Source organism: Sphingomonas insulae, assembly GCF_010450875.1.
In the GTDB taxonomy this organism is placed as follows: Bacteria; Pseudomonadota; Alphaproteobacteria; order Sphingomonadales; family Sphingomonadaceae; genus Sphingomonas; species Sphingomonas insulae.
Genome location: NZ_CP048422.1, coordinates 2,878,284 through 2,893,743 on the forward strand (window position 1 = coordinate 2,878,284; position 15,460 = coordinate 2,893,743).

The following is a 15,460-nucleotide window of genomic DNA, read 5'->3' on the forward strand; positions in this document are numbered from 1 at the left end:
GGCGGCCTATTTGCAGGCGGATCAGACGATGCCAAACGGCACCACGCGATTGCCCTGGGTGTGGCCGATGTCCGCCCGGCCGAGATACGGCACGCCGAGGTCGCCACAGCAGCGGCGGATCATGACGTCCAGGCTGTCGCCCCATTCCGGCTCGTTGGGCTGGACCGCGGTGACGCCGCCCAGGCGCACGCCGGCGATGCCCTTCAACTGCGTCGCATGGCCCATGTGGAACAGCAGCCGGTCGATATTGTACATGGGTTCCGACACTTCCTCGACCATCAGCACATGGTCGGTGAGGTCGGGCAAATAGGGCGTGCCGATCAGCGCGCCGAGGATCGACAGGTTGAAGGCCGCCGCCGGGCGCCCGTCGAGGCCGGGTTCCAGCCCCTGCCGGTCGCCGCGCGCCAGCCAGCCGAGCGACCGGGCGATGGTGGCGTCGCCGCCCTTGCGCCGGATGTCGCTGGCCATCGGCCCGTGGACCGGACGGCCGATCCGCGCCGCGTACAGCGCGCCGAGCAGGAACCCCATGTCGGAATAGCCGAGATAGGTCTTGTGCCGCGCGGCGGGGCCGAGGTGCGGCATCACCAGCGGCAGGATGCGGTTCGAACCGTACCCGCCGCGCAGAAACCAGATCGCATCGAAGCCCGGATCGTTGGCGAATTCGAGAAAGGCGGCGGCGCGGCGCGCGTCGCTGCCCGCGAAATGGCCATCGACCTCCCAGCATTGCGGATGGACGATCAGATCGACCTCCGGATAGGCGAGCGCGGCGAAGGCGATGAACGGCGCCTCGGCATCCTTGTTGCCGATACTGGCCGGCGCCACCACTCCAATCCGCATCCGTCGTCGCCTCATGCCTTGCCCGCGCAGGCGTGCGTCGATAGCGCGGGCGCATGGCGAACGGCAACATTCCCGCATTTGTGCACGGCTCCGTCGGGGGCAAGCGCTTTTTCCTGGTCGGCATCGGCGGGTCGGGGATGATGCCGCTGGCGACGATCCTGCGCGGCCGCGGCGCAACCGTCGACGGATCCGACCGCGGGCTGGACCAGGGCCGCGTGCCCGCCAAGTTCGACGCGTTGCGCGCCCGCGGCATCGGCCTGTTCGCGCAGGACGGCAGCGGCATCACCTCGCCCGACCAGATCGTCGTCGCCTCCGCCGCGGTCGAGGACAGCGTGCCAGACATCGTCGCGGCGCAGGCGCTCGGCTGTACGCGGGCGAGTCGCGCCGAACTGCTCAGCACCCTGTTCAACCAGAGCCGCCTGCCGATCGGCGTCGCCGGCACCAGCGGCAAGTCGACGGTCACCGGCATGATCGGCTGGATCCTGCACGCCACCGGTCGCGACCCGACGGTGATGAACGGCGCGGTGATGAAGAATTTCGTCCGCCCCGACGCACCGTTCGCGAGCGCGCTGGTCGGCGCGGGCGAGGCGTTCGTCAGCGAAGTGGACGAGAGCGACGGATCGATCGCCGCCTATCGCCCGCGCATCGCGGTGCTGAACAACGTCAGCCTGGACCACAAGGGGCTGGACGAGCTGCGCCTGCTGTTCGCGGCCTTCATCGCCAAGGCGGAAACGGCGATCGTCAACATCGACAACGACGAGGCGGCGACGCTCGCCCACGCGCTGCCACGGGCGCGGCTGGCGACGTTCGGGCTGCACGGCGACGCCGATTTCACCGCACAGGCGATCGTCGAGGCCCCGTTTGCGGTCGCGTTCGATCTGGTGGCGGGCGGCAATCGCGCGATTCCGGTGCGGTTGCAGGTGCCGGGGCGGCACAACGTCGCCAACGCCCTGGCCGCGATCGCCGCCGCGGTGGCGGCCGGCGTCCCGCTGTCGGAGGCGGCCGCGGCGATCGCCGGCTTCACCGGCCTACGCCGCCGCTTCGACCTGGTCGGAGACGCCGGCGGCGTGGCGGTGATCGACGATTTCGGCCACAACCCCGACAAGATCGCCGCGACGCTGGCGACGCTGCACGCGTTTCCGGGACGCCTGCTCGTGCTGTTCCAGCCGCATGGCTATGGTCCGCTGAAGGTGATGCGGCGCGAACTGGTCGCAATGTTCGAAAGCCATCTGGCGCCCGGCGACGTGCTGGTCCTGCCCGATCCCGTCTATCACGGCGGCACCGTCGCACGCGAGGTCGGCAGCGCCGCCATCGTCGCCGACATTACCACGAGCGCGCGCGAGGCGCATCACATTCCCGATCGGGCGGCGGCGGCGGCGCGGCTGGTCGCGCTGGCAAAGCCCGGCGACCGCATCGTGGTGATGGGCGCCCGTGACGACACGTTGAGCCTGCTCGCCGCGGACATGCTGGAAAGTCTCGCCGCCAAGGGTTAGGCTCGCGGCGGAGGTACGCAGCGATGAACCCCTTTACCGAACATCCGGCCGCGGTCGGCGAGAGCTATCCCGAGCATTTCCATGTCGCCACCCGCTTTGGCCTGCGCATGATCGCGGGCGGCATCGGCGCCGTGCTGCACGGCGTCTTCCCCTTCCTGTTCACCACCACCGGCAGTCGCACGATCAAGGCGCTGCACGGCGAGATCGTCGCCAAGCGCGGCGATACCGTGCAGCAGCGCTCGGTCGAATTCGTCATCTGATGTAAAGCGCGCTTGACGTAAAGTTCGCTTTCCATGTAAAGCTTCCTTCACATCGAGTCGAAGGAGGTGGGTGATGTTCGTCGCAACCGGACGGTCGAAGCTGAATGCGGCGCAGCGCCGCTATCTGCGGCGGTTCCTGCCGGCGATGCTGGTCTACAGCGTTGTCATCATGGTGTCGGGCAACGCCATCGGCCATCATCGCGTGAGCGGCGGGCTGCTGATCGCGCTATCGATCGCGCCCGCGTTGCCGCTGCTGTGCGCGATCGCCGCGGTGGGCCTGTACCTGCACGAGGAAACCGACGAATATATCCGGATGCGCGCCGTCATCGGCTCGCTGGGCGGTACCGGGCTGGTCCTGGCGACCGGGACGATCTGGGGATTCCTGGAACAAGGCGGGGTCCTGCCGCACCTTCCCGCCTGGTTCGTGTTTCCACTCTGGGCCGTCGGCCTCGGCCTGTCGCAATGGGTTTGCAACCTGCGCGACCGCTGGTCCGGGGGAGCAGAGTGACCAACCGGCTGCGCGACCTGCGCGCCCAGCGCGGGTGGAGCCAGCAGCATCTCGCCGACCAGCTCGACGTCAGCCGCCAGAGCGTCAATGCGATCGAAACGGGGCGCTACGACCCGTCGCTGCCGCTCGCCTTCAAGATCGCCGAGCTGTTCGACCTTGCCATCGAAGATGTGTTCATCAGCCCATCCAAGGAGTCGTGACATGATCCTGCGCATCGCCCGCTTCCGGCACGGCCGCCGGGGGTTCCGGCCAAGCCACTGGGGCCTTCGCCTCGCCGCCACCGCGCTGACACTGGGCGTCGTGCTGCATCCCGCCGCCTCGCATGCCTCGCCCGCCGCCGCGACGACCGCGCCGGTAACGCAGATGGCGCACATCTCGGTCGTCGCCACGGGCCAGGGATCGCCGGTGATCCTGATCCCCGGCCTGTCGTCGCCGCGCGCGGTGTGGGACGGCGTCGTTCCCGGACTGGCCAGGGACCACCGCGTCTATGTGGTGCAGGTCAACGGCTTCGGCGGCGATGCGCCGGGCGCGAACCTGGCGCCCGGCATCCTCGACGGCGTCGTCGCCGACCTCCACGCGCTGATCGCGAAGGAACGGATCGCCGGTGCGGCAGTGGTCGGCCATTCGATGGGCGGGCTCGCCGCGCTGATGCTGGCGAAGGCGCATCCCGCCGATGCCGGCAAGCTGATGATCGTCGATTCGCTGCCGTTCATCGGCACGCTGTTCGCCCCCGGCGCGAGCGTGGCCGCGATCGAGCCGCAGGCCAGGGCGATGCGCGATGCGCAGGCCGCCAGCTATGGCAAGCCCGCCAGCGAGGCGATGGCGACCGCCACCGCCGACCGGCTCGCCGCCAAGGCGGCGTCGCGCACGCAGGTGGCGGCATGGTTCAAGACCGCCGACCCGCGCGTGTCGGGCCAGGCGATGTACGAGGACCTGACCACCGACCTGCGCCCGGCGATGGCGGGCATCGCGACGCCGATCACGGTCGTCTACCCCTTCGCGCCGACCGGAACGACGCGGGCGCAGGCGGATGCGCTGTACAAGGCCGCCTATGCCGACGCGCCGCACGTGACCTTCGTCGCCATCGGCGATGCCGCGCATTTCGTGATGCTCGACCAGCCGGCGGCATTCGCAGCGGCGCTGACCGCCTTCGCCGCCCGGTGACCGGACGGGCGAGGCTCCCCATCGGCGCGCAGCCGCGGTAAGGAGGCGGGCATGACCCAGCTGCCCCGCCCCCGCCTCGCCTATCACCACACGCAAGGGACGGGCCCGACCGTCGTCTTCCTGCCCGGCTATGCCTCCGACATGAACGGCACCAAGGCGCTCGCGCTGGAAGCCTGGGCGCGGGGCACCGGCCGGGCGTTCCTGCGGTTCGACTATGGCGGTTGCGGGCAGAGCGAGGGTGCGTTCGAGGACCAGACGCTGACGGGCTGGCGCGACGATGTCGTCGCCATGATCGACCAGGTCGCGACCGGGCCGGTAATGCTGGTCGGATCGTCGCTGGGCGGCTGGCTGATGCTGCTCGCCGCCAAGGCGCGCCCCGAACGGGTGGTCGGGCTGGTCGGCATCGCGCCGGCGCCCGACTTCACCGACTGGGGCTTTTCGACCGAGGACAAGATGGCTATCCTGACCGGGGGGCGGCTGGAGCGGGCCAATCCCTACGGGCCGGCACCGACCGTCTACACCCGCGGCTTCTTCCAGTCCGGCGAGGCGAACCGGCTGATGTTCGGCGCCATACCCTTCGATGGGCCGGTGCGGCTGGTGCAGGGACAGGCCGATGGCGACGTGCCGTGGCACCGCACCGTGCGGCTGGGCGAGATGATCCGTTCAGCCGACGTGCAGACGCTGTTGATCAAGGACGGCGATCACCGCCTGTCGCGCGATACCGATATCGCAGCGATCATCCGGGCGACCGAGGACGTGCTGAACCGCTTATGATCCTGCTCTTCGCCGTGGCGCTTCAGGCGGCATCGCCGGCGCCCTCGCCGCCTTCCACCGTGGCCACCGTCAAGGGCGCCGACCCGCGTCAGGCGCGCTACGACCGTTGCGTGCGGCTGGCGGACAGCGATCCGGTCGCGGCGCGGGCGGAGGCGGTGCGCTGGGGTGCCAGCGGCGGCACCTGGTTCGCGCGGCAGTGCGCCGGCCTCGCGTATACGCAGGAAGGCAATTTCACCGCGGCGGCCGCGGAATTCGAGGCGGCAGCCAAGGCGGCGGAGGTCGCGCGCGATCGGCGTGCCGCCAATTACTGGGCGCAGGCCGGCAATGCCCGGCTGGCGGCGGGCGACGTGCCGCGGGCACGCGCCGCGCTCGACACCGCGCTGGTCGCGGGGACGCTGGAAGGGCTGGCGCTGGGCGAGGCGCAGCTGGATCATGCCCGCGTGCTGGTCGCGGCGAACGAGCCCGAGGCGGCGCGGCGCGACATCGACCTGGCGCTGACCAATGCCGCCGACGATCCGCTCGCCTGGCTGCTGTCGGCGACGCTGGCGCGGCGCGAGGGCGACCTGGTGCGGGCGAAGAAGGACATCGCCGAGGCGCTGAAGCGCGCCGCGGACGATGCATCGGTGCAGCTGGAAGCGGGCAACATCGCCGCATCGGCCCGCGACGAGCCCGGCGCGCGGGCGGCATGGGCAGAGGCGGCGCGACTGGCACCCGACGCCCCCGCGGGCAGGAATGCGCAGGCGGCACTGGCGCAGTTCGACGCGGCGCCGGCGAAACCCTGAATGGCGGGCGCGCCGGTCGCGTCCGGAAGCGCGATTGCCCCGGAGGCATCGGGACCCGATCGGTCGTGACGACGGGCGATGGGGATGGACACCCTATGGCGGGCCGTGCGTTGGGGGGCTAGCTATCCATCGCCAGTACAGCAGGGTTCTTCATGCATTATCTTCACACCATGATCCGCGTAACCGATCCGGATGCGACCATCGCCTTTTTCGAACTGCTCGGCCTGAAGGAAGTGCGGCGGTTGGAGAATGAAAAGGGGCGTTTCACGCTGATCTTCCTCGCTGCCGACGAGGACATGAACGCGCCGGGCGAACGCGCCAGGGCGGAGGTCGAGCTGACCCATAACTGGGACCCCGAGGATTATGGCAGCGGCCGCAATTTCGGGCATCTCGCCTATCGCGTCGAGGACATCTACGACACGTGCCGGCGGCTGATGGACGGCGGGGTGACGATCAACCGCCCGCCGCGGGACGGCAACATGGCCTTCGTCAAGACGCCCGACGGCATTTCGATCGAATTGCTGCAGGCCGGCGATGCGCTGGCGCCGGCCGAACCATGGACGTCGATGCCGAACACCGGAACCTGGTGATGGCGCTCCGGATCGTCCGCGTCCCCGTGCTGAGCGACAATTACGCCTGGCTGGTGCATGACCCCGTCAGTGGCGAGACGGTCGCGGTCGATCCGGGCGAGGCGGCGCCGGTGCAGGCCGCCGCCGCGGCCGAAGGCTGGACGATCGATCAGGTGTGGACCACGCACTGGCACCCCGATCACACCGGCGGCAATGCGGACATCCGGGCGACGGGCGCGCGGGTGACCGGCCCCGCCGCCGAGGCCGCCAAGATTCCGACGCTGGACGCGACCGTCGGCGAGGGCGACGTGGTGCGGATCGGGACGGAGGTTGCGCAGGTGCTGCACGTACCGGGTCACACCGCCGGCCACATCGCATTCCACCTTGCCGACGAGGGCGTGATCTTCACCGGCGACACGCTGTTCGCGATGGGTTGCGGCCGCCTGTTCGAGGGTACGCCGGCGGAGATGTTCGCGAACATGCAGCGCTATGCAGCGTTGCCCGATGCCACGCAGGTGTATTGCGGCCACGAATATACCCAGTCCAACGGCCGCTTCGCGCTGGCGATCGAGCCGGACAATGCGGCGCTGGCGGCACGGATGGCGGATGTCGATGCGGCGCGCGCGGCGGGCGAACCGACGGTGCCGACGACGATCGGGCTGGAGCGTGCGACCAACCCGTTCCTGCGCGCGCAGGACGCGAACGGACTCGGCAAGCTGCGGGAACGGAAAGATAGTTTTCGCGGATAGGACTTTGATATCGGCACCATGGGAGGTTTGGGATGAGGACCGCAGGATCGTTGATCGCCGTTGCCCTGACATTGGCAGCGTGCACGCAGACCCCGGAGCAGCGCGTCGCCGCGCAGCAGGCGGACGCGGTGGCGGCCGAGAAGCTGGGCAAGGCGCTCGCAGGGCTGACGCCGGACAAGCCGTCGTCGTCCTGCATGCCGCGCTTTCCGACGTCGCAGGTCCAGGCCTATGGACCCACGATCGTCTATACGGTCAGCCGCAACCTCAAATACCGGACCGACACCGCCGGCGGGTGCGAGCGCGTCGGGCGCGGCGACATCCTGGTGACGCAGTCGCCGATCGGGCAATTATGCCAGGGCGACATCGCGACCACCATCGATCAGACGTCGCGGACGTTCAGCGGCAGCTGCTCGTTCGGCCCCTTCACCCGCTACAGCAAGTCGGGATCGTGACGCTGCGGCCCCTTGCCCTGCTCGCACTGGCGCTGCCGCTGCTGGCCGCCAGATCCGACCCGCTGGCTGGCCGCATCGCCGGCGAACCGCAGCGCTGCATCACCCTGTCGTCGACCAACGGCCCATCGACGATCGATGCGCGCACGATCCTGTACACCGAGGGCGCCGGGCGGCGCATCTGGAAGACCGGGCCGGTCGGCGATTGCCCGTCGCTGGAGCCGCTGACGACGTTGATCGTCGATGTCTATGGCGGGCAATTGTGCCGCAACGACCGGTTTCGCGTGCTGACGCCGGGAACGACGATCCCGTCCGCTTATTGCCGGTTCACCGAATTCACGCCCTACACCCGCCCCGATCGGACCCGAAAGCCCGACTGAGCGAGCCGCCCGCGCCGGACCCCCTGCCCAGCCCGGCCAACTTGGGCTAGCCACCGCTCATGATGTCCCGATTCGTCCGACGGCTGAGCGGCGCGCTCGCGATTGCGATGGGCGTCGCCGTCGGTGTCTATCTGGTCGACGGGCGTGTCGACGGGGCGGCGGTCGCGCTGGTCGGCGCGGTGGCGGTGGCGCTGGCGGCGATGGGCCGCGGCGACGAGGGACAGGCGACGGCACGGGCGGCCGGACCGGACGCCAACGTGTTGCTCGGCGAGGTGCTCGACGTGATCGCGGACCCGGTGCTGCTGGTCCGCGGCGGCAACGTCACCTGCGCGAATGCCGCCGCCAAGGCGCTGCTGGGCCGCCACATCGTCGGCGAGGACGTCCGCGTCGCGATCCGCCATCCCGCCGCCGCCGACCGGCTGAGCTCCAGCGCGCCCCTGCCCGGTCGCCCGGTCGAGCTGGTCGGGCTCGGCACCGCCGACCAGCGCTGGGAAATGCGGACCGGCGAGACCGGCGATGGCGCACGCATCGTCCATCTGGTCGACCAGTCGGGCAATTATGCCGCGGAGAAGATGCGCGTCGATTTCGTCGCCAACGCCAGCCACGAACTGCGCACGCCGCTCGCCTCGATCCTGGGGTTCATCGAGACGCTGAACGAGGAGGCGGGCGAAGAGCCGGCGCTGCGCAAGCGGTTCCTGGACGTGATGTTCGCCGAGGCGCAGCGGATGCAGCGGCTGGTCGAGGACCTGATATCCCTGTCCCGCATCGAGGCGGAGAAATACCGGCTGCCCGGCGATCGGCTCGACCTCGGCGAATTGCTGGAGGATGTCGCCGCGGAGATCGAGGCGGCGCGCAGCCCGCGGGCGGAGAACGTCGCGGTCACCGTCGAACCCGGCCTGCCCGAAGTGGTCGGCGACGAAGCGCAGCTGTCGCAGCTGTTCCACAACCTGATCGGCAATGCGATGAAATACGGCCGCCCCGGCACGCCGGTGACCGTCACGCTCGGCCTCGATCGATCCGGGCTGCTGCGCTTGACTGTGGTGGACGAAGGCGAAGGCATCGCGCCCCAGCATATCCCGCGCCTGACCGAGCGATTCTATCGCGTCGATGCCGGCCGCAGCCGCAGCGTCGGCGGCACCGGGCTGGGCCTCGCCATCGTCAAGCATATCGTCGAACGGCATCGCGGCCGGCTGGATATCGCCAGCAAGGTGGGGATCGGGACCACCGTATCGGTCGCGATCCCGGCGGCGGACGCGGTGGCCGGAACATCCACCGGAGCCGCTGTCATCAAAGGGTAACCGAACCGTCACACAGGCGGGGCGTGGCGACGCGGAGTCGCCCGCGGGGATCCGATGCGCGTTCTAATCACCGGCCTGATGGGGCTTTGCCTCGCGGGCTGTCAGGACCAGGCAAATGGCGGTGGCGGCGGCGCGCGCGATCAGATCGCCGTGGTCGGATCGTCCACCGTCTATCCGTTCACAACGCTGGTCGCCGAGACGTTCGTCGCCAACAATCCCGACGCCAGGGCACCGGTGATCGAATCGACCGGCACCGGCGCCGGCATGAAGCTGTTCTGCGCCGGCGTCGGCGCCGGGCATCCCGATATCGAGGATGCCTCGCGACGGATGAAGCGCAGCGAATATGCCGCATGCGCGGCCCATGGCGTCGGCCCGGTGATGGAGGTGCAGATCGGCATCGACGGCATCGCCTTTGCCGAAGCGAAGAACGGGCCGGAAATGACGCTGACGCCGGCAATCCTGTACCGGGCGCTGGCCGCGAACCCGCTCGGCCGGCGCAACGCCGCAAGGGTGTGGCGCGACGTCGATCCGGCACTGCCCGCGACGCCGATCCAGGTCTATGGCCCGCCGGCGACCAGCGGCACCCGCGACGCGCTTGCCGAACTGATCCTGACGCGGGGGTGCGAGGCGGTCGATCCGCGCGCCAAGGCGCTGGCGACGACGAACCCGGCGGCGCACAAGGCGCTGTGCACGCGGGTGCGCGAGGACGGCGCCTATGTCGATGCGGGCGAGAACGACAATCTGATCGTCCAGAAGCTGTCCGCCAATTCCGATGCGATCGGGGTGTTCGGCTACAGCTATCTCGAACAGAATGCCGGGACAGTGAACGGCGTCGCGATCGACGGCGTCAAGCCGACCTATACTGCGATCGCCTCCGGCGCCTATCCGGGATCGCGACCGCTGTACGTCTACGTGAAGGCAGCGCATCTGCGGGCGATCCCGGGCCTGGCGACGTTCCTGACGCTGTATGCGGGTGCCTGGGGTCCGGACGGGCCGCTGGTCCGCCGCGGCCTAATCGCGGCGCCGGCCGACGTGCGGGCGCGGGCGGCGGCGATCATCGCGAACGAGACGCCGCTGGATCCGGCGGAGCTGGCGTCGTGAGGCGGTTCGTTTCGTCATGCGGGCGGCGGTCGGGGGGATCCGCCGCTATTTTCCCGATCGTTCTCCGGCAGAGGACGGGGCACGATCGGGGTGCGCTGGCGAGCAGCGACCAAGGGCTGCCCAACTGGGCCCCGGCCTTCGCCGGGGAAGCGGGTGATCGGGGCGTCGGGCGGGGTCGCCCGATCCACCAAGGCCGGGCGGCATGAGCGGCCTTGCCATCGTCTTCGTCGTCATCGGGCTGGCGCTGATCGGCTGGCTCGCCGCACGGATGCGGGCGGCGACGTTCCGCAAGCCGGGCGTGGCGCGCTTCACCGCTTTGCCCGTCCACTACGGCTATTTCGTCGCGATGTGCGCGGCGATCCCGCCGCTGCTGTTCCTGGCGGTGTGGAGCCTGACCTCGCCCGCGCTGGTCACCGATGCGGTGATCGCCACGCCGGCCGCGGCGGCGCTGCCGTCGCCGGGGTTCGAGCGCGCATCGATCCTGTCGGAAGCGCGCGCGCTTGCCGCCGGACGGAGCCATGGCGTGTTCCATGCGCTGTCCGGGCGACTGGCGCCGGCCTATGCGGCGGCGCAGGCGCGATACGACTGGATCGCGACGGCCGTGGCGCTGTTGCTGGCGTTCGTCGGCGGCGGGATGGCCTTCACGCGCGTCCGGCCCGATTTCGCGGCGCGTACCCAGGTCGAACGCGGCGTCATGCTGCTGCTGCTCGCCGCATCGCTGATCGCGATCCTCACCACGATCGGCATCGTCGCGTCGCTGCTGTACGAATCGGGCCGCTTCTTCAGCATCGTGCCGATCGGCGAATTCCTGTTCGGCACGCACTGGAGCCCGCAGGTGATCGACCCGCGCGATCCGGGCGCCAGCCTGGGCGCGGTGCCGCTGTTCTGGGGGACGTTCTTCATCGGCGCGGTGATCGCGATGGCGGTGGCGATTCCGTTCGGCCTGATGAGCGCGATCTATCTGACGCAATATGCGCATGCCCGTACCCGCCGCTGGATGAAGCCGGTGCTGGAGATGCTCGCCGGCGTGCCGACCGTCGTCTACGGCTATTTCGCGGCGCTGACCGTCGCGCCGGCGGTGCGCGAGCTGGCGCTGGCGATCGGCATCGACAACGCCTCGTCGGAAAGCGCGCTGGCGGCGGGCGCGGTGATGGGGATCATGATCATCCCCTTCGTCTCGTCGATGGCCGACGATTCGATCGCCGCGGTGCCGGCATCGATGCGCGACGGCAGCCTGGCGATGGGCGCGACCAGTTCGGAAACGATCCGCAAGGTGATCCTGCCCGCGGCGCTGCCCGGTGTCGTCGGCGGCATCCTGCTGGCGGTCAGCCGCGCGATCGGCGAGACGATGATCGTCGTCATGGCCGCATCCGGCGTGGCGACGCTGACCGCCAACCCGTTCGCCAGCACCACCACGGTCACCAAGCAGATCGTCGACCTGCTGACCGGCGAGGCGGAATTCGACAGCGCCAAGACGCTCGCCGCCTTCGCGCTCGGCCTCACCCTGTTCGTCATCACGCTGGCGCTCAACGTCGTCGCGCTGACCGTCGTGAAGCGGTATCGGGAAGCCTATGAATAGCCCCCTCGTCCCCGGCGTGCCCGCGCAGGGCCACGAGCCGGCAGCCCGTCGCCCGACCGACTGGAAGGCCGCGTCGGTCCAGCGCCGTACCCGCCGCCGCTATGCCGCCGAGCGCCGGTTCCGGCTGATCGGCCTTGCCGCGGTGTGGCTGTCGGCGGGCTTCCTCGCACTGCTGCTCGCGACCATGCTGTGGCAGGGGGCGAGCGGGTTCCGCCAGACGCGGATCGCGCTGCCGATCGACCTCGCCGCGGCCCGGCTGGCAGTGACCCCGGCACAGCTGCGGGAGCGCGGCGCGAACCTGGCGCTGGCCGGCGCCGGCCTGGAAGGCGTCGTCGATCGCGCCGCGGTCCGCGCCTATGGCCAGCACGGTGCCGACCTGCTGTCGGACGGCGCCTGGCTGGTGGTGCGCGATGCGATCAAGCGCGATCCCGCCCTGCTGCGCCGATCGACGACGCTGGCGGTGCCGGTCGCCAGCGCGATCGACGTCGCCGCCAAGCATGACGGCGCCCCGCGGGCGGAGGCGATCGTCGCGCGATTGCAGGCGCGTGGCGTGCTGTCCACCGGCTGGGCGACGGGTTTCCTCACCACCGCGGATTCGACCGATCCGACCCGGGTCGGCATCTGGGGCGCGTTCAAGGGATCGCTGCTGACGATGCTGGTGACGATCGGCATCGCATTCCCGATCGGCGTGCTGGCGGCGCTGTACCTCGAGGAATATGCGCCGCGGAACCGCTGGACCGACCTGATCGAGGTGTCGATCAACAATCTGGCCGCCGTGCCCTCGATCATCTTCGGCCTGCTCGGGCTGGCGGTGTTCCTCGGCACGTTCCACCTGCCGCGCTCGGCACCGCTGGTCGGGGGCCTGACGCTGGCGCTGATGACGATGCCGGTGATCGTCATCGCCGGGCGCAACGCGATCAAGGCGGTGCCGCCGTCGATCCGCGACGCCGCGCTGGCGGTCGGCGCATCGCCGGTGCAGGTGGTGTTCGATCACGTCCTGCCGCTGGCGCTGCCCGGTATCCTGACCGGCACGATCATCGGCATGGCGCGCGCACTGGGCGAGACGGCGCCGCTGCTGATGATCGGCATGCGCGCCTTCATCGCCGCGCCGCCATCGCGGCTGACCGACCCCGCCACGGTGCTGCCGGTGCAGATCTTCCTATGGTCCGACGACGTCAATCGCGGCTTCGTCGAAAAGACGTCGGCAGCGATCATCGTGCTGCTCGTCTTCCTGCTCGCGATGAACGGGCTCGCCATCTACCTTCGCAACCGTTTCGAGACCCGCTGGTGACCCACAAGATCTCCGCCCACGACGTCAGCGTCTTCTATGGCGACAAACAGGCGATCGACCATGTCTCGATCGACGTCGACCAGGACAATGTCGTCGCCTTCATCGGCCCCTCGGGCTGCGGCAAATCGACGTTCCTGCGGACGCTGAACCGGATGAACGATACCGTGCCCTCGGCGCGCGTGTCGGGCGAGATCCTGCTGGACGGCGAAGATATCTATGCGTCGGGCATGGACGTGGTGCAGCTGCGCGCACGGGTCGGCATGGTGTTCCAGAAGCCCAATCCGTTCCCGAAGTCGATCTACGAGAACGTCGCCTATGGCCCGCGCATCCACGGCCTTGCCACGGCGCGTGCCGACCTGGATGGGCTGGTCGAACAGTCGCTGCGCCGCGCCGGCCTGTGGGACGAGGTGAAGGATCGCCTGACCGACAGCGGCACCGCCCTGTCGGGCGGCCAGCAGCAGCGGCTGTGCATCGCCCGCGCCATCGCGGTCGATCCCGAAGTGATCCTGATGGACGAGCCGTGCAGCGCCCTGGACCCGATCGCGACCGCCAAGATCGAGGAGCTGATCCACGAGCTGAAGGGCCGCTACGCGATCGTGATCGTCACCCATAACATGCAGCAGGCGGCACGCGTGTCGCAGCAGACCGCGTTCTTCCACCTCGGCCAGCTGGTCGAGTTCGGGCGGACGGGCGACATCTTCACCAACCCGCGGGAAGAACGCACCCGCGACTATATCACGGGCAGGTACGGTTGATGGTGGATCATACGGTCAAGGCGTTCGACGCCGATATCGGCCAGCTGCGTGGAATGATCTCGCAGATGGGCGGGCTGGCGGAGGATGCGATCGGGCTGGCGATGCAGGCGCTCGCCCGCCCCGATCCCGAGCTCGCCGCAAGGGTGCGCGCCGACGACAAGGCGATCGACGCGATCGAGGCGGAGGTGGAGCGGCTCGCGGTGCGCATCATCGCGCTGCGCGCGCCGATGGCGGTCGACCTGCGCGAAGTGGTGGCGGCGCTGAAGATCGCCGCCGTCGTCGAGCGGATCGGCGACTATGCCAAGAACATCGCCAAGCGCGTGCCGCTGATCGCCAATTCGAATGAGGGGGAGAGTATCGGATCGAGCCGATATCGCTGCTGCCGTCGATGGCGCGGATGGCGAGCGACATGGTCCGCCGCGCGCTCGACGCCTTTGCCGCGCGCGATGCCGAGGCAGCGATCCGCGTCGTGGAAAGCGACGCGGCGCTCGACGATTTCTACGACAGCATCTTTCGTACCCTGGTCACCTACATGGTCGAGAATCCGCGCACGATCAGCCAGGTCGCGCACCTGCTGTTCGTCGCCAAGAACCTCGAACGTATCGGCGACCACGCCACCAACGTCGCCGAGATGGTCTATTTCGCGGCGACCGGAACCCAGATGGCCGACCGCGACCGCGGCGGCGCCAGCTTCGAGGACAAACGCTGATGGCACGTGCATCCATGCTGCTGGTCGAGGACGACGCCGCCCTCGCCGAATTGCTGATCTATCATTTCAAGCGCGAGGATTTCGAGGTCGCGCACACACCGGACGGCGAGGAGGCGTTGCTGCTCGCCAAGGAAAAGGCGCCCGACATCGTGCTGCTCGACTGGATGGTCGAGGGCCTGTCCGGGATCGAGGTCTGCCGCCGCCTGCGCCGGATGACCGAGACGCAGAACGTGCCGATCATCATGCTGACCGCGCGCGGCGAGGAAGAGGATCGCATCCGCGGGCTGGAGACGGGCGCGGACGATTACGTCACCAAGCCCTTCAGCCCCCGCGAGCTGGTCGCCCGCGTCAGTGCGGTGCTGCGTCGCGTCCGGCCGGCGCTGGCGGGCGAGGCGTTGACCTATGACGACATCGAGATGGATACCGTCGGCCACAAGGTCCGCCGCTCGGGCGAGGTCGTGCCGCTCGGCCCGACGGAATTCCGGCTGCTGAAGCATTTCCTCGAACATCCCGGCTGGGTGTTCAGCCGCGAACGACTGCTGGATGCGGTGTGGGGGCATGACAGCGACATCGAAAGCCGCACGGTCGATGTCCACATCCGGCGGCTGCGCAAGGCGATCAACGTCGGCGACCGCCCGGACCTGATCCGCACCGTCCGGTCGGCCGGATATTCGCTCGATTCGGGCGCGTAATAGAATCGTTCGCGAAACGAAGGAGAAAAAGTCAGCATCGGGCGTTGGGCCGGAGCGTTGTCGTTATTCG

18 protein-coding genes and 1 pseudogene are annotated in these 15,460 nt (G+C 69.4%); 18 read left to right on the top strand and 1 reads right to left on the bottom strand.

The genetic code is table 11. The features are described 5' to 3' along the window. Positions 1 to 21: 21 nt before the first annotated feature. Positions 22 to 837: an LD-carboxypeptidase gene (locus GTH33_RS15290; protein WP_166753088.1), complete on the bottom strand. Its 816-nt coding sequence runs from the start codon at positions 835 to 837 to the stop codon at positions 22 to 24. 53 nt (positions 838 to 890) lie between these two features. Here GTH33_RS15290 and GTH33_RS15295 point away from each other — a divergent pair, with 53 nt between their 5' ends. From GTH33_RS15295 to phoB, 18 genes and pseudogenes are all read left to right on the top strand, one after another. Then, entirely contained in the window at positions 891 to 2,330 is a 1,440-nt protein-coding gene (locus tag GTH33_RS15295; protein WP_163959130.1) for a Mur ligase family protein, read from the top strand. A 23-nt stretch (positions 2,331 to 2,353) separates the two neighbouring features. Beyond that, positions 2,354 to 2,590 (top strand): DUF6356 family protein, encoded by a 237-nt coding sequence (locus tag GTH33_RS15300; RefSeq protein WP_163959131.1) that lies wholly within the window; start codon positions 2,354 to 2,356, stop codon positions 2,588 to 2,590. A 73-nt stretch (positions 2,591 to 2,663) separates the two neighbouring features. Then, positions 2,664 to 3,098: a hypothetical protein gene (locus GTH33_RS15305; protein ID WP_163959132.1), complete on the top strand. Its 435-nt coding sequence runs from the start codon at positions 2,664 to 2,666 to the stop codon at positions 3,096 to 3,098. Next, the gene (locus GTH33_RS15310; protein WP_163959133.1) at positions 3,095 to 3,298 is read left to right on the top strand and encodes a helix-turn-helix transcriptional regulator; all 204 of its coding nucleotides are present in this window, start codon (positions 3,095 to 3,097) and stop codon (positions 3,296 to 3,298) included. The genes GTH33_RS15305 and GTH33_RS15310 overlap by 4 nt, the downstream gene beginning before the upstream one ends. Position 3,299: 1 nt before the next feature. After that, positions 3,300 to 4,262 (top strand): alpha/beta fold hydrolase, encoded by a 963-nt coding sequence (locus GTH33_RS15315; RefSeq protein WP_163959134.1) that lies wholly within the window; start codon positions 3,300 to 3,302, stop codon positions 4,260 to 4,262. Between the two features lie 51 nt (positions 4,263 to 4,313). Continuing rightward, a complete protein-coding gene (locus GTH33_RS15320) occupies positions 4,314 to 5,036 on the top strand; it encodes an alpha/beta hydrolase (protein ID WP_163959135.1) in 723 nt (240 codons plus the stop codon). Then, entirely contained in the window at positions 5,033 to 5,818 is a 786-nt protein-coding gene (locus GTH33_RS15325; protein ID WP_163959136.1) for a hypothetical protein, read from the top strand. Before GTH33_RS15320 ends, GTH33_RS15325 begins: the two co-directional genes overlap by 4 nt. 152 nt (positions 5,819 to 5,970) lie before the next feature. Continuing rightward, the gene (locus GTH33_RS15330; RefSeq protein WP_163959137.1) at positions 5,971 to 6,408 is read left to right on the top strand and encodes a VOC family protein; all 438 of its coding nucleotides are present in this window, start codon (positions 5,971 to 5,973) and stop codon (positions 6,406 to 6,408) included. Continuing rightward, the gene (gene gloB, locus GTH33_RS15335; protein WP_163959138.1) at positions 6,408 to 7,136 is read left to right on the top strand and encodes a hydroxyacylglutathione hydrolase; all 729 of its coding nucleotides are present in this window, start codon (positions 6,408 to 6,410) and stop codon (positions 7,134 to 7,136) included. Before GTH33_RS15330 ends, gloB begins: the two co-directional genes overlap by 1 nt. A 32-nt stretch (positions 7,137 to 7,168) precedes the next feature. Beyond that, positions 7,169 to 7,588, top strand: coding sequence for a hypothetical protein (locus GTH33_RS15340; protein WP_163959139.1), 420 nt, complete (start codon positions 7,169 to 7,171; stop codon positions 7,586 to 7,588). Further along, on the top strand, positions 7,585 to 7,965 hold the full coding sequence (locus GTH33_RS15345) for a hypothetical protein (protein WP_249054914.1): 381 nt from the start codon (positions 7,585 to 7,587) through the stop codon (positions 7,963 to 7,965). Before GTH33_RS15340 ends, GTH33_RS15345 begins: the two co-directional genes overlap by 4 nt. Before the next feature lie 59 nt (positions 7,966 to 8,024). Next, positions 8,025 to 9,263, top strand: a complete 1,239-nt coding sequence (locus tag GTH33_RS15350) for an ATP-binding protein (RefSeq protein WP_163959140.1) — start codon at positions 8,025 to 8,027, stop codon at positions 9,261 to 9,263. A 54-nt stretch (positions 9,264 to 9,317) separates the two neighbouring features. Further along, positions 9,318 to 10,364, top strand: coding sequence for a substrate-binding domain-containing protein (locus tag GTH33_RS15355; RefSeq protein ID WP_163959141.1), 1,047 nt, complete (start codon positions 9,318 to 9,320; stop codon positions 10,362 to 10,364). A 202-nt stretch (positions 10,365 to 10,566) separates the two neighbouring features. After that, positions 10,567 to 11,943, top strand: a complete 1,377-nt coding sequence (gene pstC / locus GTH33_RS15360; protein ID WP_163959142.1) for a phosphate ABC transporter permease subunit PstC — start codon at positions 10,567 to 10,569, stop codon at positions 11,941 to 11,943. Further along, positions 11,936 to 13,234 carry a phosphate ABC transporter permease PstA gene (gene pstA, locus GTH33_RS15365; protein WP_163959143.1) on the top strand — a complete coding sequence of 433 codons (1,299 nt, stop codon included), beginning with the start codon at positions 11,936 to 11,938 and terminating at the stop codon, positions 13,232 to 13,234. The genes pstC and pstA overlap by 8 nt, the downstream gene beginning before the upstream one ends. Beyond that, a complete protein-coding gene (gene pstB / locus GTH33_RS15370; protein ID WP_163959144.1) occupies positions 13,231 to 13,989 on the top strand; it encodes a phosphate ABC transporter ATP-binding protein PstB in 759 nt (252 codons plus the stop codon). The genes pstA and pstB overlap by 4 nt, the downstream gene beginning before the upstream one ends. Further along, a pseudogene (gene phoU, locus GTH33_RS15375) lies at positions 13,989 to 14,698 on the top strand (phosphate signaling complex protein PhoU). The gene pstB and the pseudogene phoU overlap by 1 nt, the downstream one beginning before the upstream one ends. Beyond that, on the top strand, positions 14,698 to 15,390 hold the full coding sequence (phoB, locus tag GTH33_RS15380) for a phosphate regulon transcriptional regulator PhoB (RefSeq protein WP_163959145.1): 693 nt from the start codon (positions 14,698 to 14,700) through the stop codon (positions 15,388 to 15,390). Before phoU ends, phoB begins: the two are co-directional and overlap by 1 nt. The last annotated feature ends 70 nt before the right edge of the window (positions 15,391 to 15,460 follow it).